This window comes from Pseudomonas sp. NPDC086251, assembly GCF_044746405.1.
Lineage (GTDB): Bacteria > Pseudomonadota > Gammaproteobacteria > Pseudomonadales > Pseudomonadaceae > Aquipseudomonas.
In genome coordinates, this window is sequence record NZ_JBIVBY010000004.1 from 101,466 (window position 1) to 124,465 (window position 23,000).

General features: G+C 51.9%; 24 protein-coding genes and 2 pseudogenes. 18 read left to right on the top strand and 8 right to left on the bottom strand.

What is annotated here, in order from left to right; translation table 11 throughout:
• Positions 1–8 precede the first annotated feature (8 nt).
• Positions 9–641: a response regulator gene (locus ACIPL2_RS07465; protein ID WP_401354797.1), complete on the bottom strand. Its 633-nt coding sequence runs from the start codon at positions 639–641 to the stop codon at positions 9–11.
• Between the two features lie 635 nt (positions 642–1,276).
• Here ACIPL2_RS07465 and ACIPL2_RS07470 point away from each other — a divergent pair.
• The 4 genes from ACIPL2_RS07470 to ACIPL2_RS07485 are packed head-to-tail and all read left to right on the top strand — an operon-like array spanning position 1,277 to position 4,935.
• A complete protein-coding gene (locus ACIPL2_RS07470) occupies positions 1,277–1,558 on the top strand; it encodes a hypothetical protein (protein WP_401354471.1) in 282 nt (93 codons plus the stop codon).
• A 54-nt stretch (positions 1,559–1,612) separates the two neighbouring features.
• Complete coding sequence (locus ACIPL2_RS07475) at positions 1,613–2,683, top strand: ABC-three component system protein (RefSeq protein ID WP_401354474.1); 1,071 nt, start codon at positions 1,613–1,615, stop codon at positions 2,681–2,683.
• Positions 2,684–3,118, top strand: coding sequence for an ABC-three component system middle component 2 (locus ACIPL2_RS07480; RefSeq protein ID WP_401354476.1), 435 nt, complete (start codon positions 2,684–2,686; stop codon positions 3,116–3,118).
• Positions 3,118–4,935, top strand: a complete 1,818-nt coding sequence (locus ACIPL2_RS07485) for a hypothetical protein (protein WP_401354478.1) — start codon at positions 3,118–3,120, stop codon at positions 4,933–4,935. The genes ACIPL2_RS07480 and ACIPL2_RS07485 overlap by 1 nt, the downstream gene beginning before the upstream one ends.
• 149 nt (positions 4,936–5,084) lie before the next feature.
• Here ACIPL2_RS07485 and ACIPL2_RS07490 read toward each other — a convergent pair whose 3' ends face one another.
• Positions 5,085–6,461: a hypothetical protein gene (locus ACIPL2_RS07490; RefSeq protein WP_401354480.1), complete on the bottom strand. Its 1,377-nt coding sequence runs from the start codon at positions 6,459–6,461 to the stop codon at positions 5,085–5,087.
• 484 nt (positions 6,462–6,945) lie between these two features.
• A complete protein-coding gene (locus tag ACIPL2_RS07495) occupies positions 6,946–7,179 on the bottom strand; it encodes a hypothetical protein (RefSeq protein WP_401354482.1) in 234 nt (77 codons plus the stop codon).
• 375 nt (positions 7,180–7,554) lie between these two features.
• On the opposite strand from ACIPL2_RS07495, the gene ACIPL2_RS07500 reads away from it, so the two are divergent.
• The gene (locus tag ACIPL2_RS07500) at positions 7,555–8,718 is read left to right on the top strand and encodes a hypothetical protein (RefSeq protein ID WP_401354484.1); all 1,164 of its coding nucleotides are present in this window, start codon (positions 7,555–7,557) and stop codon (positions 8,716–8,718) included.
• Positions 8,719–8,740: 22 nt separating this feature from the next.
• Positions 8,741–8,845, top strand: a pseudogene (locus tag ACIPL2_RS07505) (transcriptional regulator); the annotation flags it as partial.
• A gap of 212 nt (positions 8,846–9,057) precedes the next feature.
• On the opposite strand, the gene ACIPL2_RS07510 reads toward ACIPL2_RS07505, so the two are convergent.
• Positions 9,058–11,166 carry a hypothetical protein gene (locus ACIPL2_RS07510; RefSeq protein WP_401354486.1) on the bottom strand — a complete coding sequence of 703 codons (2,109 nt, stop codon included), beginning with the start codon at positions 11,164–11,166 and terminating at the stop codon, positions 9,058–9,060.
• A 32-nt stretch (positions 11,167–11,198) separates the two neighbouring features.
• On the opposite strand from ACIPL2_RS07510, the gene ACIPL2_RS07515 reads away from it, so the two are divergent.
• Together ACIPL2_RS07515 and ACIPL2_RS07520 are read left to right on the top strand one after the other, a co-directional pair.
• On the top strand, positions 11,199–11,567 hold the full coding sequence (locus ACIPL2_RS07515) for a hypothetical protein (RefSeq protein ID WP_401354489.1): 369 nt from the start codon (positions 11,199–11,201) through the stop codon (positions 11,565–11,567).
• A gap of 23 nt (positions 11,568–11,590) precedes the next feature.
• On the top strand, positions 11,591–11,779 hold the full coding sequence (locus tag ACIPL2_RS07520; RefSeq protein ID WP_401354491.1) for a hypothetical protein: 189 nt from the start codon (positions 11,591–11,593) through the stop codon (positions 11,777–11,779).
• Between the two features lie 128 nt (positions 11,780–11,907).
• Here the strand turns inward: ACIPL2_RS07520 and ACIPL2_RS07525 are convergent, their stop codons facing one another.
• On the bottom strand, positions 11,908–12,207 hold the full coding sequence (locus ACIPL2_RS07525; protein ID WP_401354493.1) for a hypothetical protein: 300 nt from the start codon (positions 12,205–12,207) through the stop codon (positions 11,908–11,910).
• A 936-nt stretch (positions 12,208–13,143) separates the two neighbouring features.
• Between ACIPL2_RS07525 and ACIPL2_RS07530 the strand changes: the two genes are divergently transcribed.
• The 4 genes from ACIPL2_RS07530 to ACIPL2_RS07545 all read left to right on the top strand — a co-directional run bounded on the left by ACIPL2_RS07530 (position 13,144) and on the right by ACIPL2_RS07545 (position 15,874).
• Positions 13,144–13,575, top strand: a complete 432-nt coding sequence (locus tag ACIPL2_RS07530; RefSeq protein WP_401354800.1) for a LexA family protein — start codon at positions 13,144–13,146, stop codon at positions 13,573–13,575.
• On the top strand, positions 13,562–14,842 hold the full coding sequence (umuC, locus tag ACIPL2_RS07535) for a translesion error-prone DNA polymerase V subunit UmuC (RefSeq protein ID WP_401354495.1): 1,281 nt from the start codon (positions 13,562–13,564) through the stop codon (positions 14,840–14,842). Before ACIPL2_RS07530 ends, umuC begins: the two co-directional genes overlap by 14 nt.
• A gap of 51 nt (positions 14,843–14,893) precedes the next feature.
• On the top strand, positions 14,894–15,391 hold the full coding sequence (locus tag ACIPL2_RS07540; RefSeq protein ID WP_401354497.1) for a hypothetical protein: 498 nt from the start codon (positions 14,894–14,896) through the stop codon (positions 15,389–15,391).
• A 234-nt stretch (positions 15,392–15,625) separates the two neighbouring features.
• Positions 15,626–15,874 carry a hypothetical protein gene (locus tag ACIPL2_RS07545; protein WP_401354498.1) on the top strand — a complete coding sequence of 83 codons (249 nt, stop codon included), beginning with the start codon at positions 15,626–15,628 and terminating at the stop codon, positions 15,872–15,874.
• Positions 15,875–16,418: 544 nt separating this feature from the next.
• Here the strand turns inward: ACIPL2_RS07545 and ACIPL2_RS07550 are convergent.
• Positions 16,419–16,772, bottom strand: coding sequence for a hypothetical protein (locus tag ACIPL2_RS07550; protein WP_401354500.1), 354 nt, complete (start codon positions 16,770–16,772; stop codon positions 16,419–16,421).
• A 453-nt stretch (positions 16,773–17,225) separates the two neighbouring features.
• Between ACIPL2_RS07550 and ACIPL2_RS07555 the strand changes: the two genes are divergently transcribed.
• The 3 genes and pseudogenes from ACIPL2_RS07555 to ACIPL2_RS07565 all read left to right on the top strand — a co-directional run.
• The gene (locus ACIPL2_RS07555; protein WP_401354501.1) at positions 17,226–17,591 is read left to right on the top strand and encodes a histone-like nucleoid-structuring protein, MvaT/MvaU family; all 366 of its coding nucleotides are present in this window, start codon (positions 17,226–17,228) and stop codon (positions 17,589–17,591) included.
• Positions 17,592–17,737: 146 nt separating this feature from the next.
• Positions 17,738–18,514 (top strand): SDR family NAD(P)-dependent oxidoreductase, encoded by a 777-nt coding sequence (locus tag ACIPL2_RS07560; RefSeq protein ID WP_401354802.1) that lies wholly within the window; start codon positions 17,738–17,740, stop codon positions 18,512–18,514.
• Between the two features lie 75 nt (positions 18,515–18,589).
• Positions 18,590–19,053, top strand: a pseudogene (locus tag ACIPL2_RS07565) (TonB-dependent receptor domain-containing protein); the annotation flags it as partial.
• A 492-nt stretch (positions 19,054–19,545) separates the two neighbouring features.
• Here the strand turns inward: ACIPL2_RS07565 and ACIPL2_RS07570 are convergent.
• On the bottom strand, positions 19,546–19,956 hold the full coding sequence (locus ACIPL2_RS07570; protein ID WP_401354504.1) for a hypothetical protein: 411 nt from the start codon (positions 19,954–19,956) through the stop codon (positions 19,546–19,548).
• Positions 19,957–20,742: 786 nt separating this feature from the next.
• Here ACIPL2_RS07570 and ACIPL2_RS07575 point away from each other — a divergent pair.
• The 3 genes from ACIPL2_RS07575 to ACIPL2_RS07585 are packed head-to-tail and all read left to right on the top strand — an operon-like array spanning position 20,743 to position 22,645.
• Positions 20,743–21,393 carry a hypothetical protein gene (locus tag ACIPL2_RS07575; protein ID WP_401354506.1) on the top strand — a complete coding sequence of 217 codons (651 nt, stop codon included), beginning with the start codon at positions 20,743–20,745 and terminating at the stop codon, positions 21,391–21,393.
• Positions 21,393–21,824, top strand: a complete 432-nt coding sequence (locus tag ACIPL2_RS07580; protein ID WP_401354508.1) for a phage holin family protein — start codon at positions 21,393–21,395, stop codon at positions 21,822–21,824. The genes ACIPL2_RS07575 and ACIPL2_RS07580 overlap by 1 nt, the downstream gene beginning before the upstream one ends.
• The gene (locus ACIPL2_RS07585) at positions 21,821–22,645 is read left to right on the top strand and encodes a DUF3618 domain-containing protein (protein ID WP_401354509.1); all 825 of its coding nucleotides are present in this window, start codon (positions 21,821–21,823) and stop codon (positions 22,643–22,645) included. The genes ACIPL2_RS07580 and ACIPL2_RS07585 overlap by 4 nt, the downstream gene beginning before the upstream one ends.
• A gap of 73 nt (positions 22,646–22,718) precedes the next feature.
• Here ACIPL2_RS07585 and ACIPL2_RS07590 read toward each other — a convergent pair whose 3' ends face one another.
• The gene (locus ACIPL2_RS07590) at positions 22,719–22,958 is read right to left on the bottom strand and encodes a hypothetical protein (RefSeq protein ID WP_401354511.1); all 240 of its coding nucleotides are present in this window, start codon (positions 22,956–22,958) and stop codon (positions 22,719–22,721) included.
• Between the last annotated feature and the right edge of the window lie 42 nt (positions 22,959–23,000).

Genomic DNA, 23,000 nt, shown 5'->3' on the forward strand with positions numbered 1-23,000 from the left:
CCTGTCCCTCACACTAATGCGTTACGTTTTGCCATTTCAATGAGCTCAACCAGCGATTGGGCCTTGAGCTTTTGCATGAGTCGTTTTTTATAGGTGCTGACCGTCTTGTTGCTCAGAAACATGCCTTTGGCAATTTCCTTGTTGGTGCGGCCTTGAGCAAAAAGTTGCAATACCATCAACTCCCGGTCATTGACTGACTTGAATAACTCCAGGTCAGCGTAGCGTGCATCATCTCCTCGAACAGGGTTCAAGGCCTGACTTGGAAAGTAGTTGTAACCTGACAATACTGCTTTTATGGCGCTGATCAATTCACTCAGGTCTTCCTGTTTGCACACATACCCCGAGGCGCCGGACTGCATGCAGCGAATACCAAACATCGTCGGGCACTGCGCTGTTAATACCAATGTTTTGATGGGGGTACTCATGGCGTTGAAACGGGAGAGCACTTCCAGCCCATCCAGTTTTGGAATGCTGATGTCGAGTATGACCAGGTCGGGCATGCATTCTCGAACCATCTGCATGGCGTCGACCCCATTATCTGTTTCACCAACAACTTTGTAACCTTCGTGTTCAAGCAGCATTCGAACGGCAAGGCGGATGACGGGGTGATCGTCGACAATAAAAACGTTTTGTGGACAGATGTCTAATTGGTGTCAAAGTCCTTAGGCTTTGACCTGCTCCTGCTCCTGCTCCTGCTCCTGCTCCTGCTCCTGCTCCTGCTCCTGCTCCTGCATTAACAAGCTTAAGCTCTGCTTTCGATAGGGAGTGCTCTAAGCTAGATGTTACTGACACACCACTATCTATGGCATACCCCGGAGGCCTCAGGATTTTGCCGGTTTGCTTTTGCCCCCCTAAACCGGCCCATATCGATGCATAGTCGATCTCGCCAGTTCAAGCCTCTTAGAGGTGTCGATACAGGGGAGCTTTGGCCTGGCTTACGAGCCCCTCACGATCCATAAAGATCGCGACGGAGATGGGCCAGCGGGTTTCACAATGCAGCGCAATGACGATAGTATTGTGCCATTACCCAGGGACACCCGGATGCCCAGTAACCCTCGCCTAGCGGGTGAGGAGGGCGGTAGGAGCTCGGCATGGATCAGCTACGCCACAGGAACGCAGACATACAGCGACTATATCCGGAGTATTTACTCGGGAGCTTTCGTCGTGCCTGAGATTTGATGAACATCTAACCAACGCATCTGACCAACACCCTCGATGAGTCGCCCAGCCGAACATAATCAGTCGAACAACATTTCAATAACTAAGGGATTCATGCATGAGTGAGCAGGAACAGGAATACGCTTTTCACCCAGCTGATCTAATCGAATATGCGATGGACAAGCCAATTGGCGCAGCCCGTGCGGCGTTGACAATGGCGTTGGAAGAAGCTGACGTTTACCCCGATATTATCATTGGTGAACTATCAGGGAACATGGAGTTGAATCAGCGTTTCCTGAAGAAGCTCACGGGTGCCTTGCGGAAGAACCAAAATAAAATTATTGGTGATATGCCAAATCATATCAAGGCTCTTCAGTTGGAGCGCGATCTCGGATTATGATTTCCTTTAACTATTATTTTGTGGGTGGCGCACCTGGTCGGAGAGGTGAAGCTAATGTCTTTTGGTGAGAACACCATCAAGCTCCCTTCAGCCCCGGAATTCGAGCTCACGGCACTAGATATAGAAAAAGGTGAGCCAGTCCACCCTCTGGATCGTCTGCAGATCATGTCTGCGGATGATTGGGAAGTCTTTACTCTGGAATTCGTTTCTTACCTAGGTAAAGGTTACGAGACGGTAACCCGCTGTGCTGGTGCGGGAGATAAGGGGCGCGATGTCATCGCCCGGTACGCAACGGGGTGGGACAATTATCAATGCAAGCACTACAAAGATAAGCTGAGCGTTGCAAACGTTGTGGCGGAGTTGGGTAAGCTGGTTTACTACACATGGAAAGAAGATTACACCCTGCCCCGTGAGTACCGCTTTGTGTCGCCGAAGGGCTGTAGTTCTGACTGCATTGACATGCTGGCCAAAAAGTCTCGCATTAAGGTCGAGATCATCAAGCGCTGGGATAAGGCCTGTAAGGATAAGATCACTAAGACAGAGTCCATTCTTCTTGAGGGTGCTCTGTTGGACTATCTCAACACCATCGACTTTTCTTTTGTTGATGAGATGTCCTCTCAGGAGTTGATTGCTAAGCATGCGCTGACACCGTATCACTCGACGCGTTTCGGGAGCTACCATCTAAAGCGGCCACAGGTTCAGAAATCCGTACCTGATTCTGTTGGGGATAACGAGAAGGTCTACATTGAAGCTCTCCTGCACGCTTTCTCCGATGCCGATGGGGCAGAGTATTCACTTGATAGCGTTATGGACACTGATTACAAGGATGATCTGGAGCGAGCGAGGATCAACTTCTTCAGCGCAGAGTCATTGGAGATGTTTTCGCGCGATGCGTTTCCTACAGAGTGCTATCAAAAGCTCAAAGACGAGTGCCACGAAGGCGTGCACAGTGTTGTGCGACAAAAGCACGACGATGGATATCAGCGTTTTCTCCAAGTGAGCACACAGTCCGTAAATATTCCATATGACTCCCATCCACTCCGTCATTTCTTGCAGACCTCCGATCGAAAGGGCCTGTGCCATCAGTTGGTGAATGACCTGAAGTTTAAATGGATCAAGAAATAGATGATGAACTCAAAGGATTTGTACAACAGCCCTGTGGAGATTGGGGCACGTATCGTCATGTTGCTCGCTGGCCTTTCCCGGAAGCTTGACCTAGACGAGCTGATCTTCTTGGACTATGCATCGATTTATAGCGGTGACTTCCAAGGAGGGCCAAGCCTGCATCCAATGATGCTGAATCGTCTGGCTGAACTGGTTCGTCGGCGGGAAATTTTCCCTGACGCCATCAAGCTTTTTACCGCGAAGGGGCTGATGAACTCTCAGGTTGATGAGCACGGCATTCGATACTCTATTACTGACGCAGGCATGGCATTTGCTGCCAAGTTAACCACTGAGTATCACGCAGATTTCAGGCGGCGCGTTTCATGGGTTGAGCAAAATATTGATTACCTCTCCGCTCAGCGCCGCACTATTTATAAAGTTGACAGGGTAGTCTGATGTATATTGAAAGTGTTGTTGTGAGTGGCGCTGAGCGTAGGGACGCCGCTGTTTTTTTTACGAAGGGTGCTAACGTTGTCCAAGGCGGCTCTAACACAGGTAAATCTTACATCGTTCAGTGTATCAAATTTGCTCTGGGTGCAAACAAGCCTCCAAAGCCCATTGGCGAGTCTCTAGGGTATACTTCGGTCAAGGTTAAGTTTGTAAATGATGATGAGACCTCCTTTACGATCGAGAGGGAGCTTTCTGCAAGTTCCAAGCCTACCTTTTATGATGAAGAGGGGAAGATTCAAATTCTGGGGGTAAAGCACAACCCTACGAAGATGAACTCTATCTCTAACCAGTTTTTGGACAGGTTGGGGTTGAATGGAAAGCTTTTGCTGAAAGGTACCGTTTCGCTAAACAATGCTTCTTTCTCGCTTCGCGATTTCGAAAAAGTTTTTTTGATGGATGAAACGCGAATTGTGGCTGATTACTCTCCTCTGGGGACTGGTCAGAATGATGAGGGCACTAAAGAAACATCCATCCTGAAGTTGTTACTTACGGGGAAAGACGACGCAGGGGTCAAACAGGCTAAGAAGGAGCTGGCGTCAAAGGGGGCGTTAAGGCATAGGGTTGCTGCTGTCGAAGACATCATCAAGCAATTCTATCCGGGTGACGATGCCGCTGATGTCCTTGAACTCCAGAAATTCAATTCGTTTACGACCCAGGTCTCGCTTCGGCTGGAGTCGGCTGAAACTGAACTGAAAGGCGCGTTCCATTCGAGTGAAGACCTATTCACACAGAAGGCTAACCATATATCCGAACTGGAGGTAGTCGAAGGCAAAATTGCTGAAGACAAGGCTCTCCTTGGCCGATTTGATATGCTTGGTCAGAAGTACGAATCAGACCGTCAGCGTCTACAGGGCATTGAGCAGGCCGCAGTCCTGCTTGATGATTCAGACTCGGTGCTTTGTCCAACCTGCGGCAACCATTTCGACTCCGAGTTATGCACGACGGATGTTGATGACATCAAGAAAGGTGTTTCCTTCGAATTGGATCGAATCTCGAAGAACATCCACGAGCTCGCGGAAGCACAGGGATCCCTTACGGTAGCGATTGAACGGAACTCCTCCAGCGCGCAGGCCACCAAAACGTCCATCGCCGCACTGGAGAAGCTGATCACGTCCGAGATCCAGGACTCGGTACAGACAGTGAGCGACCTGAAGGAGCTTGCTTCGTGCCTCAAGCATGATCACTCGGCGCTGGAAAGACGCGTTGCCGATAAGGCCAGGCTGAGGGATGAGCTAAAACGACTGGGTGTTCTGCTGCTTGAAGAACAAAACACGTATACACCGGAAAGCTTTGAGCAATCAGCCCAGCCGCTGGTGCAAGAGATTCAGGCGATCTTGGAGCGCTGGAGCTTCCCTAATTACCTCCCGGTAAAATTCGATTTCACAGCACGAGACATCACCATTGGTGGGAGTGCGAGAGGCAATTTCGGCAAGGGGTATCGAGCGATCGCTTCCGCAGCATTTGCGCTGGGGCTGATGAATTTGCTGAAGCTTTCTGGGCGCCATCCTGGCTTTGTGGTGCTCGATTCGCCACTGACCACTTACAAGGAAGGAGATCCGGAGCCAGAGGAAGACGATGAGGAAGTTGCCGCGGACGTGATTTATGCGTTCTATCAGGACATTGCAGATAACTTCAAAGATTCTCAAGTGATTATATTTGAGAATAAGGAGCCTGATATGGCGCTTATCCCTCAGATGAATTATCAGCACTTTACCAAGAGCAGAAGGAATGGGCGATATGGCTTCTTCCCGCTGATAAACTGATTCGATGCTGCGATGTTGTCGATTACCCGTCACATGGCGCGGTGATCGACTAACTTAACACCCGACCACCAGTCGATACATTAAGTTACGGTGTTGGGCGCAAGATGCCCATAGATGCCTCAAAGTGGAACGTGCCGGGTCGAATAGAATCACGGTGCCCGCAACAGCGAGTACCGCTCAAACAATGAGCGATAGAATCCAATAAGCACCTCCTCCCCATTGGGCTGCCCGAGTTCATAAGCGCCAAAACGATAGACCTCATACCCCACTAGCCTCAATGCCCTGTCAGCTGCCATCATCTCTGCGTAGAGGCGTGGATTTGGGCGCCCGTTTGCGTCGGAATAGTGGTGTTTGCCATCAATCTCGATGACAACCCGCACCCCGCCCGGAAGAAGCAGTAGGAAGTCCATGCGCGACCTCAACAGTGCCTCCTTACCGCGCCGTGAGACCGTTTGGGGATCCCAGTGAAACCAGACCTCAGGCAGCAAGACTGGAAGATCAGGAATCGCTGTCGTGAAGGCTTTGAAGAAACTGCTAAAGGCCAGCGCTTGAGGGGGCGATGATTTCGGCAAGCTCGCTTCCAGACGTCGATACAGGCTTTTTTTGGCTTGGCTTTCCTCGACGCCATAAGCTTGGGAGTACCAAGCCTGCAAGTCCCGCCACAGGAGACCAGAACTCCCGATCGGACGGTCATAGATCAGGACATCCGTTGGGTCAGACATCACCTCGATATCGTTGTCCAGGGCGTTGCCCAGTCGCAGGTCTGGCTTCGTGGTAGAAGCAAAGATGAGGTTCTTGGGGGATGACTGTTTGCCTGTTCCTACGTAGGCCAAGGAGGCAGTCAGGAACGCATCCTCTCCCACCCCTACGACAACGTGGACTCCACATGCTTTGAGGATGTCGTTAACGATTTCGATGAATTTTCGTTGAGCGGGTTCGTTGGGCAATACCTGCGACGAAGCCAGGGCTTCGACGAATCGCCCAAATCGGGGATGCGAGGACTGAAACGCCCCGAGTCTGTCGAACAGCGTCACCGCATCCCAGTCGGGATTCTCGATGTAGTGACGGACAATTTCTTGGCGAAGTGTCGGGGTCGGTCGGATCAAGTTCACGAACGACATCGTGTCGATTCGCCAGAACTCGTTGAGCACCTGTTCGAACGCATCCCTTTCCATGTACAGGTCTATGGCGTTGAGCTTTTCTGCCAGCTCTCGACGGTAGCGACCTGGAATGACAGGTGCTGTCCCATCGTCCCACACAAGCTCTTGAAGCTGGTCGCGCTCATGAACCTCGAAGCCAATTAGCTCTAAAGCCCTCTGAGCGGCAGCCACTATTTGGACATCCCCCGCAGCTTCTACGGCTTTCTGGAGATGCCGCCTTTTGGAGTCGTACTCAGTGCAGTCATCAAGACCCAGCTTGAAGAGCAATTCAGGGATCCGTGCATCCGTGTAGTGGTCTTTTTGATTACCAAGAATCTCGCTGAAGGCGTCTCTCAGCTTGGTGAGGTTTTGCTGGGTACGAGGCATGCGCTAGGGTTCGGGCTGATGTCGTTCTGGCGATGCTAACACTTGCAGCTGAATCGTTGAGTAAGCCAGCATGTCACTAGCTTCGGTCTTATAACCGGATCGAGACGGGGAGACCCAACATCCATCCTGATACTGCACGAAGCGTGGCTGCGTGCCGATGGGAGTTGGATGCAGCGCTATAGCTTTCATGCCTGATGGAGCTCATCTAGGTCACCCTAGTTCTATATTCGGCCCATACGTCAGAATATCCACCAGACGCAGCGCCTTTCGTGCATCCGTTTTTAGGTTGGCGAACTCTGGTTCTTGCAGGGCGGTGATGAGCATTGACCGATCACCGGAATCAGTTGCGGCTATGAGCAACTGGCGAGTCCAGTACTTTTTCGAATCTGGGTTATTTGACGCATACACCGCAGGAAATGCCTGACCGGCTGTGATTTCGCGGGCGTATAACGCCGCTAGTGGCGGGGTTGCCTCCAAAGAGGCTTCACGAGCCGAAACGGCAGTTGGGGCCGTGCGCTCCATTAGGTTGCAAGCGGAAGAAGGCACGAACCTTTGAGGGGTTGTCGTAGCAGTCCCGAGTGAAGGAACCGACATGAATTACTGTGGCGTCGCAGCGCTCACAGTTCAGGGGTTCTGCGCCCATGCCCTTGGAGTATTCGTCTGCAGCCCATTTGACGCCTTTTTGATCGAAGGCGTGGGTCATCTTGATACCGGCCATACAAATCCTTTTGCGCTTGCTACCGCCTGGCTGGGGCATCGCGCAGCCAGGCGGTTACAGCGGTGAGTCGATACTCATGTCGAAATTGGTCGAGGCTAGCAGTCTACTGGCGCGAAGCGCTGTTGCAACTGGGGACGAGAGAACTCCCGTCAGCTGAGTCGCCTGAGGTCGAGTAAGGCTTGAAGCCGAGCAAGGTCTGACTGAGCAAAGCCAGAGGTTGAGCAGGAGGGGGAGGGGGCATTGCCATGGAGGTGCCTGTTTACGGGGCGTTGGCCAAATAAAATTAGTCCTCTAGACAAATATTACTTAAAATCCGTTACTGAGCTGCCCTCTAATCCTCCTCATTGAAAGTATTTTATTCAGAAGGCATATGAGATGGATCTTTTTAAAACAAAGCTGCCACAAAATAGACTGCATGAATCTTTCAAGAAAATCTCCAGTGACCCTTGTTACGCGCCAGTGAAGGACGTGATCCAGTCATGGGGCAAAGGGCTGCTGGAGAGATCGGGAGAGCAAACAAAATTCATCAATGAGTTTCAAACTACCTTCAACTCTGCATTTTGGGAGTTGTATCTCAATAAGATGATCATTGATCTTGGCTTTTCTGTCGACTACTCAAAGGGGAGCCCGGACTTTTGCGTCAGCACGCCAAGCGGATGTCAGTTCAGTATTGAGGCGGTCGTATCAGATCGCCCAAGCGCTACTGCTCCCAAAGCAAACTCGTTGAACGAGAAAGAGTTTAGGGATCACTGCACCTTTAAGCTCATGGGGAAATTAAAAGACAAAAAAGATCTTTTTGCTGGGGTCAATGGGAAAAAATTCCCCTACTCATCCCTTGAGCACGTGCGCGACAGGCCGTTCGTCATTGCAATTGCTCCATTCGATAGTGATCTATCGCTTACGCAAAATAATGAAATAATAAATCGTGTTCTTTTTGGTATAGAACCTCCTGACGCGTATGCCTTTGAAACAGGAAAGCAACGAAAGGTCTCAAGTATTAACAAACCGTCGGGCGCGCCAATTGAGTTGGGTATATTTACAAATGACTCCTACAAGGAAATTAGTGCAGTCATTTTTTCTACCACTGGTACTTTCGGCAAGGCGGTAGTGGAGAGCGGTATCGAGAGAATAGTTAGGGCTACGAATTTCAGACAATTCAATAAGGATGAATTCATCGCCCTTCAAGGGTTGAGCGGTATGGGGGTAAAGGGCTATAAATTAGGGTCGTTGAATTATCTTATCTCTACTCGAAGTGACTTTGGCAGTTGTGTGGCTGGTTCTGATATGCATATTTACCATTCGTCTTACCATCGAGAAACTCATTTTGATGGGCTGCATATATATTACAATCCATATGCCACCACTCCCCTTGAGGCCAACATCATAGATGTTAAGGGTGTTACTCATAATTTTTATGATGTCGAGTCTGATTATCCTATTCAGCATCATCCTGATGGTGCAATGGTATCAAGGCAGGTGTACGAGCCAACAGTCAGCAATTTAAAGTTTCTTCTAGATGCGTACTCAATAAGGTATTAAGTTACGCAGCATAAGGTCTACAAAAAATCCCCACTCGGGCAAATTTATCGAGACCAGGGGTGGGAATCACAAAGGCCTGAAGGCTTGGAAAGAGCAGTACGGCGCGGATACTGTTGAGTCGTGGCTCATTGATCCATCAGCTTTACGGCAGGGCCTCAGCCTATCGAGACCGGGCAGCTCATACCGCCAGTCACAATTGATGCTTCTGGCTGGCTCGGGCATCTATGGCTCAGCAGGCTCAGCGGGCTGTTGATTTGGCTCACTGAATTTGGCCTATTGGTTTGATCCCCCTGTATTCGGCATACCATGGCTGGCAAGCCGAACACTTAGCGGGTCAGCTTAGCGACTTGCTTGCGTAGCCAGCACAAGCATCCCGAGCAATTCGGACTCCTGGCCAGCGTGTTGCTTCAACGCACCGTCCAGTAGCGTCTCCATATCCGTCTTCGCAAGCCGAAGCGAGCCCAAAGCGATCGCGGCGGCGAACTCCAGGGCTGCATCGCCGAAGTCCTTGTCCGAACGTGCAAACACTTTTACCAAAAGCTCTTTCATCACCTTGCTGAGCTCAGGGCTGGATGAGTAGTCCAACTCCGCTGGATGGCATGCCCTCAACATGCACGCTTGCAGGATGGCTTCGTTGAACCTGAGGAAGCACTCTGGGGCCAATACGACCGACTCGTAGCCATTGGGGCAGAGGCGCCTTTCGTGATCTTTGTGTTCCCGGGCGTTTTGGAGCACGGCTGATATGGTGAGGTGCACCATGCTGGGCTCAACGTCGGCGTAGCGCTTGGCGATATCGGTTTTGTTTCCGAAAAAGAGAAAACCTTCCGAAAGGCGCAGCGTGTTGCCTCGTGGCGAAAGCAAAAAACCTCGAAACGCGTTTAAGGCTGCTTTACCAGCCAGATCGAGGGACGGCAGGATGTTGGAGGAGTCGGGCAGGTGCCCAAGGCCTAATTCATGGATGCTTTGATCCGAATTAGCCTTGTGAGTCGCGATCAAGCGATACCAAGAGGTGTCATTGGAGTCTTCCCCAAGGGGTAGCTGGATCCAGTTGGAGAAGCCGTACTCCCTGGTCGTGGGGTTTCGAACCAGGAACATGCGCAATTGGTTCCATGACGCGTTCGTCTGGGGGATCCCGATCGGGGAGAGAAAATGCCTCGGGATGTACGCTTTGATGTACGAGCGCAGATCGCGACTGATCTCGCGAAGTACGCCGCCATCTCTGGCGACGGTGGAAACGATCACTACGCCAGTGGCGTCTTTGCAGTTGTCCTTCTCCAGTTCTTGGTACGGAAGCACCGTAATCGACGAACCAGCAGCCAGGCGAGTGCGCAGGCGAGCCACGACGATCCCCGCGAGAGCCTTGGAAGCCTCGTCATCGGCGTGGATAACGTGACTGACGGTCAGGGGGAATGACCAGTCAATTTCTGCGTCGAGCCATTTCTGAAACTCTACGTCTTCCAGCACCGTGATGACATCAAGCTGCAGCAGCTTGCTCTTTGTTCCGACTTGGGTATTGAAGGGGTGTATCGAGAAACCAAAGTATTGATGAAAATCGGCCAGGGCTTTCGGAGTATGTGGCTGACCGAGAACGACTGGTCGAGGAGGCTTGGCTTTGGACGAGAAATTCTCGCCGATGATCTCGATCAAGGTGCCGTCGCTGACTTTCAAGTCCGGGAAGGCGACCCCCATGTTATCAAGCGCGACCATTACGTCGCCGGCTCGTCCCTGGGACGTCACATCGACGATGGTGGCGATTCGCCGGGGATTCCACACGCTACTTGCCATCTTTTCTGCCATGCTTCCGGACGTCGAGGCGGAGACAATGCAGAAATAGGGATCCGATGGAGGATTGATCTTCTCCAACTCATCATAGGAGTGGAAGCTGACGATCTCTGCCTCGGAGCGGCACAGGGCCAGGGCGCACTTGACGTAGGCATAGATACCCATGGTATCGATGAAGACCTTAGTGCTGCCTTGCAGGGCCCGCCCGTGGCATAGCGTAATCAGGTACGCGACAACGTACAACTCTGCCTCACCTGAGGCTATTTCCCTTGCTTGGATGAAGACCTTGTTCCGCCGTTGGGAAGGGTGCTTGAACACATGCCCAGAGGGAGCCTGGTGGATGGCATTGTTCTTCTCTATGAGGCTATTTACGCCATGGGTCATGAGAAGCTTCAGATCCACGTTGTAAGGGCCCGGATGCGCTCCAAGGGCGTGGTGGTTGAAGTTTGTGCCATCCCACTCAACGAAGGTGTATTGCTTCACGAAGTCAAAGCCTGCCTTCATGCCGCGCTTTATCATGGTTTGCAGGTGCGTATTGGCCGGATCCCAGGCTGCCTTGAACGTGTTGTATTGCTCGGTAGAGCCCACGATGTACACGCAATCTGGAAGATTGGCATCACTCTTGAGGGCGGTCTCTACATCCGCATAAGCGATGCTCGTCGACAATTTATACAAAGTCGTTTTGGAGCCTGGGTTGGATGCCTGAAATTATCGAAGTCGAATTTCATAGTAAATATCTCAGTGACTTTCAAATGAGTCGCCTCGTACAAGCGAGTCTCCGAAAATACACCGTGGCCATTACGGCTTTTATCAGTGATGCAGTGATTATTGATGATAGGTGCCTTGGAGTGTCTTTCGATCACCTGCAGCAAGACGACGCGTATCGGACAGCCAATGGCGGAATTGTTCGCACAGAAAAAATCCAAAGGGCATGGAAAGAAGGGCGTTTCTGGCTTCTTGAGACGAGAGAAGGAAATTACCTTATTGGAAGCTTCAAGCGTGGGGGCGGGCGACGTAGTTTTCTTGAGTTGCTTCGTTCCGGTGAACGTCTCCAATCTGTGGATTGAATGTTCTGGAGGAGTGGAACTGCATGGCAGTTGATGAACGCTGGACAGTTGCTTGGGCAGCGAGAAATTTCGATGAGTTGCTTGAGAAGGTAATCATGACTCGTAAACCGATTTTCATCGATAGTGAGCAAAGGAGCGCTGTTCTGATCTCGATAGAAGAGTGGCACGCCGTCCAGGATAAGCTCCGCCACCGCGTTCAGTCAGACCACTGAGACATCGCTTACTAGGCCTAATACGGTTTGAATTAGCAGCGCTCCGAGTTAGCCGTGCGGAGCGCTTCAAACTGACTCTATTCTGTGACGCCTGGTTTTACCATCGGACGGCTCACAGCGGCCTTGGCTTAGTAACGGTACTCGCTCAGCAGTTTCTGCAAAAACTCACGTCGCCGCTGGACGATGCTCAAAATGAGATAGTCGCGTTCGGGGTCTCTTGTCGACAAATGCCCAGCGTCGACAAAACCATGGATATAGCCTTCGGCTCTGCCCCTTGCTTCGAGCAATGCCTCTTTGGATGTGCTTTTGTAGATGTCGCCAGCGATGAGCTGCCATCGCTTTTTCTGCCGGTGCCCAATGGGGTCGTCGGAGAATTTCGGTGCATTGATCAGTGTGTTGAAATCGGGATGTGCGTTTGGTGTGTTCAAAGCAGATTCTCGGAACGGTGGTAACTGAGCGAAGGCTATCATGCGCACATTAAATCGCTTGTTGTTGGCTGGCTTTTGAAGGCGCTGGCGCGAAGAGACGATTGCAATGATGGTGCACGTTTTCGGTGGCGCCTTTGAAGATTGTGGAACGTACAGGCAGTGCTATTCAGCGAGTGCATTCTTAGCCCGGAGTCGATATGGGATACCTGAGCCTAGAGGACATCTACCCCGGTGACGTAAAAAAATATGGCCATATGCGTGTGGGAATGACCCATCTCTATGTAAAACAATCATGCAATTTATGGTGTGGTTACGCGTGGCGAATATCGCGAGCTGACCAGCAGGTTACTGTGTGACAAAGCGGTGCAAATGATCATCAGCGCTAAGCTCGCCGCATTGCCTGAGGACTACGATCCGTGGATCAGGCGGATCGAGCGCAATCGCGCTTTGCACGCTAGGTATGGGGACAAGTTCGATCGTTGGGGAGATGACTGAAAGCGCCCACTTCCTGCTGGTGGGTTTACCGCTTCCCATTTCCCGATTGAACGTGTCGCGCAGTAAAGGCTAGGCGCTTGCGCGAAGAAGCGACTGCATCACGGCTGGACTGGTAGCAGGCGCACTGTTAAATCTGTGGATGGGCCGGGGTGCTTGCATTGACGTAGGGTGCATTTGCCGGACGCTTTCGTTAAATGGGTGTAAATGGGTGTGTAATTGGGCGTTGAGACTCTGAAGCTCGTTTCAGATCAATTCCTCGATTTGGAGCAGGTGCGCCTTAGCCTGCCGGCTCGCTGCTCTCACTTGGGGAGGATTTGGTTTCCCATCGCAGGCTCTAACAGGATGAGGCGGACACCCCCTGTCGAGTTTGATGGTTTCCGTTTGACCGCAAACCCCGTTCAGCGGTTTACTGTACGAAAATACAGTATTCCGGCGATTTGCATTATGGTCACCATCCTAGGCCCGCTTTCCAGTAGCGGCGTTCAGCTCCCGTTCTATTCTTACCGCGTTCCTGCGGGTTTTCCATCGCCTGCGGCAGACCATCTTGAGCAGAAGGTCTCATTGGATGAGCTTTTGGATCTGCGAGCACCCCACATGTACCTGGTGCGGATCGAAGGCGACAGCATGATCGGTGCCGGAATTTTTCCGGGCGACCTGGCCGTTGTGGACAGATCCATGGAAGTGGAGTCCGGGCATATTGTCATTGCGGCAGTAGATTGCGAGCCCGTCTGTAAGCGGCTGGTCAAGGAGTGCGGGCAGATCATTCTGAAGTCTGAGAACCCGAAATACCCTTCGCGGTACATGATGGATGGAGAAGAGCTGTTGGTCTGGGGCGTCGTGATGTACAGCGTGCGCAGCCATGAAAAAGCCTGAGCGGGCCTTCGCCCTAATCGACTGCAACAGCTTCTACGCATCCTGCGAACGTGTATTCAGACCCGATTTGCGCAACACCCCAATCGTCGTGCTCAGCAACAACGACGGGTGTGTGATTGCCCGGAGCTACGACGCCAAGCCGTTCGTGAAAATGGGTGAGCCATACTTTCAGATCCAGCACAAACTTAAGCAGCACGGCATCGTCGCGTTCTCGTCGAACTACGCGTTGTATGGCGACATGAGCCAGCGCGTGATGAGCGTGATCGAGTCCCTTGTACCTGCGGTTGAGGTCTACAGCATCGATGAGGCATTCGCGGATTTATCAGGCGTGCCAGGTGATCTTGAGTCGCTTGGTCGTCGTATCCGTGCGCAGGTATATCGTGGCACTGGCATTCCTGTAGGTGTCGGTATCGCCAGCACTAAAACCCTCAGCAAGCTCGCCAATCACGCCGCTAAAAAATGGCAAGCGCAGAGTGGTGGCGTGGTTGATCTTCGTGACCAAACCAAGCGTGACTGGGTACTTAAGAAATGTTCGGTCTCGGACGTATGGGGTGTCGGACGCAAAATGACTCTTCACTTGGAAGGCATGGGCATTAAGTCCGCTTGGGATCTCTCCAAAACCGATCCCTGGACGTTGCGTAAGAAATTCAGCGTAGTGGTTGAGAAGACGGCGCGGGAGCTCGCGGGTACGCCATGCCTTGAGCTTGACGAGCCTGATCCACCAAAGCAGGAAATTTGCTGCAGTCGAATGTTCGGCAAACGTCTCACCGAGATAGTGCCGATCAAGGAGGCGGTCGCTACATACATGATGCGAGCTACGGAGAAACTCCGGGCTCAGAAGTCCTTGTGCAAGAAAATAAGGGTCAGCATTCGCACCGGTATGTTCAATCCGGAGGAAGCCAAATACGCTAATGGAGTATTGGTCGAATTACCGTACCCAACTGACGATGTCCGGTTGATGACAAAGGCTGCCGTGGAAGCGGTGGATCGAGTCTTCCGACCTGGTTTCAAATACAGCAAAGCTGAGGTGCTTCTGGTTAACCTTTGCCTGAAGGGCGAGTACACCGACGACTTGTTTTCGATCTCTCAACCGGAAGCGACCGAGAAAGTAATGGGCGTTTTGGACGCCATCAATGGCAGGTGGGGCAGGGGGACGATGCGACTCGCGAGTGTGCCGACTGATCCAGACTGGGGGATGCGTCGGGAGATGATGAGTCAGAGTTTTACGACGCGGGTTGATCAGCTATGGACGGTGTACTGTAAATAGTTGGGTCGGCACGGCTAAGGTCACGCTAACAATCTTTGAAGGGATCGGACGTTGAAGATATTCCTAGATTGCGAATTCACTCAGCTGAATCGAGACTCGAAGCTGATATCCCTGGCGCTAGTATCTGAGGCGGTCAAAGAGTTTTACGTTGAGCTGACGGATACCTATTTGGTCGAGGACTGCAGTGATTTCGTCATCCAAAACGTCCTACCGCAGCTCGATCTATTACGATATGGTCAGTCGTTTGTAGAGGCCCGAGCCTCTCTTCGAAGGTTTCTAAGTGGCTTCGATGAGGATCTTGAAGTGTGCTCTGATGCGCCGCATTGGGATTGGAAGTTTTTCCGCGATCTCGTTTGTGCAGATAATCAACCTTGGCCAGCCCAGGTTATGAATCAACCGACCGACCTCACTATCCTTTTAAATAAAATCGATGCGGAAGCTCTTGAACAGGTCGAGCTGCCTGATCTGCCCCACCATGCGTTACTCGACGCGCGAATGCTCGCAGAGCTTTTCAAGATCTTGGCCTCCCGGCTTGTTTTGTCACCATAGAGGCGCATTACGACGTAGGTCGAACAGCTTTGGACGGTGTTCTGCTTGTGATTCAAGTTTCACTAACGGTGTGGAAATGGCAAAACTGGATTATTCCGAATTATGGCTCAGCCATAATTATTGCTGAGCCATAATTTTTCACTTCAAAAAGCCCCTGTAATCGGAGTAACAAGTCGTCATCCAAATAGGCGAAATTCCTGCTGCGGCGACGTCGAAAGCAGATAAGGTTTGATCATGAATGATCCACGTATCCCCATCATCACTGCTGAGAACCACGTTCAGAGCAAGACCGCTGAACCGATAGAAGTTCATCTCTCCGTATCCCGAACTCTCGAGCTTCTGGTAGCCGACATGAACGCGCTCCCGGAGCGAATGCTGCCTGTGGGTACGCATCTGTTCGATCGTATCACTTCGTTAGTCGGTCAGATGGATGTTGACCTCAATAAGCCACTCTTGGTGGCTGAACTGCACGGGTCTCCCTGATTTTCGTGCATAATTCCTATAACCAGTGCGGTTGACGATTCCGAGTGGCTTTTGTGTATTGCTCGATTTCAAACAGGCAGCAGAGACAAAGCAATTGCTAATGATTCATTGATCCCTCGAGGAGGAATCCATGCTCAGCTATCTGTTCATAGGCGCCAACGATTTGGACTTCCGCACGGTTCTATGACGCCATCCTATCGCCGCTAGGCTATGAGAAAGATCAGTCAGAAGGACATTACTGTTTCTCTCTTCCCGACACAGTGGACAAGTCCAATGGGCCAGGAAGTATTCACATCGCCCAACCCTTCAATAGTGAGCCTGCTATTCCAGGGAACGGAATGATGCCGGCGTTGCGGGCCTCGTCCAGGGCGAAGGTAAATGAAGTTCACGCAGCCGGTCTTGCCAATGGCGGGACAGATGAAGGAGAGCCAGGTATCCGAGAGGCATACACTTCTGACTTCTATGTCGCTTACCTTCGCGATCCAGTCGGAAACAAAATCGCCGTATTCTTAAAAGGTTGAGTGGGGATTATGAAAGTGGGATCTCACTTCGCTTTTGTTATGGACGTGTCCGAGAGCTGATCAAGATTGCCTAAAGAGTGATACCACTCGGCATAGGGTGTGTTCACAACCTGATGCCGGTTGAAGTCAGGACTCCCATCGTCCCACCAAACCGGCCCGCGCTCCCCGAGCGCCACCTTCGCTGTTTGGACGCTCGCCCTGGCTAACTTTAACTGACCAGGATCTCCGGAGGCTTTGGCTGCCTTTACCGCACGACGCGCCGCCATCAGTTCGTCGACGAGACCCTGCCGCACATCCTCACTCAGCGACGGATTGGTGCATCGCCACAGCCACCCTTTGACCACAAAGTAGCGACCGTCAGGAGTCGTCGGATACATGTCTGAAACTACTCTGAGTACCGTGGTTTAGCTCGGACTGAACCGCTAGCGGCGTCAGCAGAATGGGCTTCAGCTGGGGCAGGCTGACTATACAAGGCCGACAAACGACAGGATGACTAGGACGATCACCACTGCCCCAACGATGTAGATGATATTGTTCATGAAAACTACCTCTTTATCTGAACGGGATTCCGACACCAAGGTGTCTAATACAAACGACACCACCGATGACAATTTCGTTCCGAAAACCAGAGTCAGATGCGGCGCCATCTCACCAATGTTCTGTTGCGATATTACGAACCTTCGCTCGTCGCCAAATGTCTATTAAGGACGTTTGCTCAAGTGCTAATTCTGCAACGGAGACGACTTAATGAGTAAAGTAAACGCACCTCGCTTCATGCAAATTGGAGTTTTTGGTGTAACGTTAGAATAACAATCACGGAGAGATTTATCATGTCCAAGCTCGCAGAGTTCCGTCAGCTCGAAAAACACCTAGCTGAACAGCTTCAAGCACTCGAAGCCCTCAAAGGTGACGCGGGCTTGAAGGCCGAAATCGAATTCGAAACAAAGCTCCGTGCCTTATTGGCGAAGTACGGCTTCAGCTTAAAAGACATCGTCAACCTACTTGATCCAAAGGCGGGTCGTCGCGCACCCACTGCTGAGTCGAAGAGCAGCACCCGCAAGCCTCGTCAAATGAAGGTCTACAAAAATCCGGAATCTGGCGAAGTCGTCGAAACCAAAGGCGGCAACCACCGTACGCTGAAGGAATGGAAAGCAAAATATGGCTCGGACAAAGTCGAGTCTTGGCTGACCAAGTGAGTTTGATTTGAGTACAAAAGGGCCCGTCGAGGGCCCTTTTTATTTGCAGATATCGACCTCAGTAACCAAATCCTCAACAGGTGATTCCGGCTATCTGCTACACCTCCATTCGTGCACTTCGCAAACCTTCAACAGAGGCAAGGATGATGAATTCAAGCTGGGAAGACCAAGTGGCGCTTGTGAGTGGAGCGGGCAGTGAGCTTGGAATCGGTATGTCTATTGCCCATCGTCTTGGGGTTCAAGGGGCCAAGCTGATCGTCACGGCAAGCAGCGCACGCATCAATGAGCGGGTTGCGGAGTTACGCGCCGCCGGCTTCGAAGCAGAGGGTCGACCGGTAGACTTAACTCAGGAAACTCAGGTTAGTGAGTTCGTCGCTTGGGCTGAGGCCCTCTGGGGCCGCATCGATATTCTTGTAAATAACGCCGGTATGGCGATGCAAGGTAGTCCCGAACCGTTCGCCGAGTTCACGAATACGAGCCTCGAAACTTGGAATCTTTCCATAGCTAGAAATCTGACAACTGCGTTCCTGTTAACTCAAGGGGTGTTGCCTGGAATGCGGGCCAGAGGATATGGCCGCATAGTGAACATCAGCTCAACCACAGGCACACGAGCCAGTAATCCAGGAGAGGCTGCTTATAGTGCAGCAAAGGCCGGAATGGTAGGGATGAACATGAGTCTTGCTCTTGAGGTTGCTCATCTAGGTATCACTGTGAATTCAGTTGCCCCTGGTTGGATTGCTACAGGGTCGAGCACTCCTGATGAAATCAAAGCAGCACACTCTACACCTCTTGGGAGAGCGGGTCGGCCAGAGGAAGTGGCCGCTGCCGTTGTATTCTTGGCTTCACCTGAAGCGAGTTACATCACAGGTGAGTTGCTCGTGGTGGATGGAGGCAATTGCTTGGTTGAGAACAAAGCTTATTAAGACTTTTTTTAATCCCTTCTGCGAGCGTTGAGTCCTGGGTGACCAAGTAATTCTGAAATGAGTACCAAAGGGCTCAGCGTGGCGGCAGGCGAGGTGCGCAGTCGTGATGTCGATCTGAACGTCGCCGACACCTGACCCAGCAATGGCGGTTGATTGGCAACTACGCCTATGTCGATGCCGAAGTGACCAAGGACAACGTCATAAAGTCTGGCACCTGGCTGATGAACATTCCGCAAAACAACTTCAGCTTGCTGAGTGTCTACGAGTTCCAGGATGGTGCCCTCAAGGGACTAGGGCTTGGCACCGGTCTCAAGTACGTCGATGAGCGCGGAGGGCAGACCGCCACCACGGCGTTTTCGATGGGCAACTACACCGTTGTCGATCTACTAAGCTATTACAAGTTCAACGAAAAAATCCGGCTGAAACTGGATGTGAAAAACCTGACGGAAGAAGATTATGAGGAGGGAGGGTTCGGCAACGTTTACGCTTATCCAGGGGCGCCGAAAACGGTGCAGGTCGGTATTTCATATACGTTGTGATTCGATTGAATGGGCGGTCTTGCGAATTGTGAAAGGTCATCACATCCTGCAGTCGTTGAGTCCTGGGTGACCAAGTGATCTAGGTTTGAGTACAAAAGGGCCCTCCGAGGGCCTCCTTGTATCTCATTTGAGAGAGGCGGTTGTTCTTCTCGGCGCAGAGGTCAAGCATCTCCTGGGTCTCGAGTATCGCCTAGCTGGCGCTACGATCTGTGCGTTTCTGGCTAAAAGAGGGCCATAGCAATCCTGAAGATTTAAGACATTGGACGCGTCTCCTTGGCTTTGGTCGGGTGTCGTTCGTTGGTAGGAAATCTGGAGACAGGTTATCTGGAGCACTACCGCCGGTATGCGCTTCAGTATTGAGAGAGGGAGGCGAGCTGGAGGGAGAATTTCTAGGGTGGTATAAGCCTTGCGTCATTACGTTATTGCGACGTGCGCTTAGGAACAACCACTGGAGCCATCGCTAGCTGAGCTGATTTTACTGAAACAACCGCGTCACTTCTGCGGTAGGGCGATATGAGTTTGGAGTATCGTCAATATAATGCTCTCGAACTGATCAAGGGTGTAAGGCTTTCGAAGATAAGTGGAGGAGGGCGGAATTAAATGGTCTTCTATGACATGACCAGATGTGAGTATCGCCGGGATAGATGGCCATTCCTCCGCTGCCTTTTGGATGAAATCAATTGCTTGGGAGGAGCTTGATATCCCTTGGTCAGCAATGATGAGTGCGCAATTACCTTGGACGCTCAAAAGGTAGTTCATCGCAGCGTCAACATTGTCGAAAACAATGGAAGTTAAGCCGATCTCAGACAATGTTTCAGCTAGTAGCATCCGGATTGCTGCATTCTCATCAATAACGACTACTTCGCCATGAACCGCTTGGACGTCGACCCGATCTGTACTCACTTTAGAGCCTCCTATTTGATTTATCCAAAGGTTTAAAGACATTGAACTAATCGCCGTATACCTGCTAAGGCATGCATTTGGTCGAATTTAGCCAGAAGCGTGGGCATAGATTTCATCGACGCTGCGAGCTAAAGGCCTGGTGATTGACTGTGTAGCCTGGGGCAGATGCTAAGAGTTCGAGGTCTTGTCAAAGCCCCTCGATGAGGTTTGCGATGGCATGCCCGTTACTCAGTTGGGCCACCGAGATTCCGGTGACGATAACAACTTCTTGGTTTGAAGAGTCGTGGAAAAATCGTACCGTCAAAGCCGCTCCCGGATCGACGTGCATTCGCAACGTATGGCAGAAAACTTTGCTCTACTAAATGCCGGATTTCTAAAGTCGACAGCATGCTCGGTTGTCTCGACGGGAGCCAGCCAAATGACTTTTGTCTGGAGGATACTGAGGAAGCATCGTGAAGTACGCGCTTGAGAGGGCTTGACCTAATTCATTTGCTAGGGGCTCGCCCTTCATTGTAGACCTTCACGTCCCTGGCTTTAGCCCCTTTCGTACTCGGGCCACGGTTCACCATGCGTTGCCCGCGTACCGCCTGCCCGATACATCTTCTTCCCTCGTAGGTGATGCATGAATTTGTGTCCACCGCCATTCAAGCGACGGACTGAATGCATCGCTCATCATTTCATTGGAACTCCCCATAACGCTGCTCCGTCATCTGGAATGAGGGGGGGCTACGGTTAATTTGTGGCGAACCCTGATAACGCTTTTCAATACAGAAGGCGAGGGACGACATGAATACTTCAGACAGCACCACCGGGAGTCAGCCAGATAAACCCAACTCCGGCGGGACAGAGCAGAACTTCGAACACTTGAAAGAAAACGTTACTGACGCGCTTGGAGACGCCAGGCAGCAAGCGGACGCGCAGTTTGGGCAATACCGCGACACGGCAGCAGACCAGATCGAAGCTCTGGCTCAAGGGGCGAAATCCTTCGTTTCCGAGATTGAAAGCAAGGATACACTTGGCATGTCCGACTACCTCGCGGACATGGCGGAATCCATGAGTGGCCTAGCGGGCAATCTGCGTGGAAAAAGTGCCGAACAGCTACTTCACGACGCCGCCGACCTGGCACGTAACAACCCTGCACTCTTCATCGCCGGCAGTGTTGCGCTGGGCTTTGGCCTGTCGCGCTTCCTGAAAGCAGGGAGCTCGCCTGCGGCGACATTCACTGATGCCAGTGATCCGGCAGCAGGTAACTCAAAGCCTCCGTCCGGTGGTTTTGGCGCTCAACGACCCTATGAAACCTCCGTTCCATCTCGCACCGATCAAAGCCCCGGTCTGGCCACTGGCATCACCCCGGCTTCGCCGAATGAGCATGATCATGCTTCGGACTTCGCAACGAACTCGACACCCGGTTCAACAAACTTCAAAGGAGCACTGTGATGAACAGAGATGATCCAGATTTTCCGGGCTCAAGACCAGTGACTGTGCCTGATCCCGACGCTTCGGTCGTCGGGTTGATACGGCAGCTATCTCGTGAAGTACCTGCTTTGTTCACCAAGGAGCTCGCTTTAGCCAAGGCTGAGCTACAAGCCAGCCTCACGACGCTGAAGGCAGGCATCGCGGGTGTTGCGGGCGGTGCAATCGTGCTCTTGGCGGGGTTCATCATTCTGTTGTTGTCTGCGGTCTACGGTTTGAGCATGGTGATGGCGCCATGGCTGGCTGCGTTGATTGTGGGGGTCGTGGTGATGATCGTAGGGTTCGCCATGCTGCAGTCAGGAAAAAAACAATTCGAACCGTCCAACTTCAAGCCTGATCGCACGCTGGATGCTTTAAATAAAGATCAGGAAGCGCTGCGGAGGAAAGTCTCATGACCACTGATTTCGAAACCGAATCGCAGAAAAGCCCCGAGGCCATCGAGCGTGAAATCGACGCGCAACGGGCCAGTATCGGTAACATCGTCGATGCACTGGAAAGCAAATTCACCCCTGGCCAGGTATTCGATCAGGCCCTGGGCTTTATGCAGAGCAACGGCACGATATTCCTGACTAACCTGGGAACCAGTGTTCGTAATAATCCTGTTCCCGCAGTAGTGACGTCGGTTGGATTGTTGTGGTTGATGATGAGCCAGAATCGCCCTCCAGCCCCACGACCTGGCTATCGCGTGGGCCCGGATCAGAACAAAGTCGGAGAGTGGGCCGACGGGCTGGCAGACGGCATAGACAGCGCGCGTGACCATTTGCACCACACCACGGACTCTCTCAAGGAGGGCTACCAGACCGTCAAAGGCAAGGCCGCCAACCTGACGGATAATCTAGGTACGGCCACCGATAATATTAGTCACGCCGTCCATGATGCCAGCGACCGGTTAGTGCGCAGTTCCCAAATGATGACTAATCAATTTAGTCATTTGCTCAAGGAGCAACCTCTGATGGTCGCCGCAGCGGGCATCGCGTTAGGTGCCATGCTGGGGGCTGCGTTGCCTTCGACGGCGACCGAGCAACGGTATCTTGGCAAGACAAGCGCGGGACTGGCCGACAAGGTTAAGCAACAGGCACGTGAGGGCTTTGAGGCGGTGCGCGATACTGTGACAAAGACGACTGAACACTCGGACGCAGATGCGAATCCGAAAGGGGATCACCGGGCAGCATCCGATGCACCAGCGGATCTATCACGTGGATTAGGCACTTCGTAAAAGAATGAATGAAAGACGGGAGGTCTGACACTGACCTCCCGCTTTCATCCGGTCAAACGTAGCAAGTCCCCAGCTAGTTACCATCCGCAACCTTGCGCTCTATCTCTGCTGTTTTTCGATTGAACTCCTCAGCGTCCTGCTCTTTGGTTCGGGTTGAAGTGGGCGTAATGGATGCATCGACGCCTTTGGTGTCGCTGTCCGCATCCTGTAAATCTCTTTCGACCACATTCACAGGTTTGTCCGAGGTATCGGTGAGTGGAGCGTTTAATGTCGCTTCCGATTCGACGTCGTTATCGCGGTCATCGCTGTTCATTTCGCTTACCTCCATTGGCTTTAACATTGGATATAGCGGCGT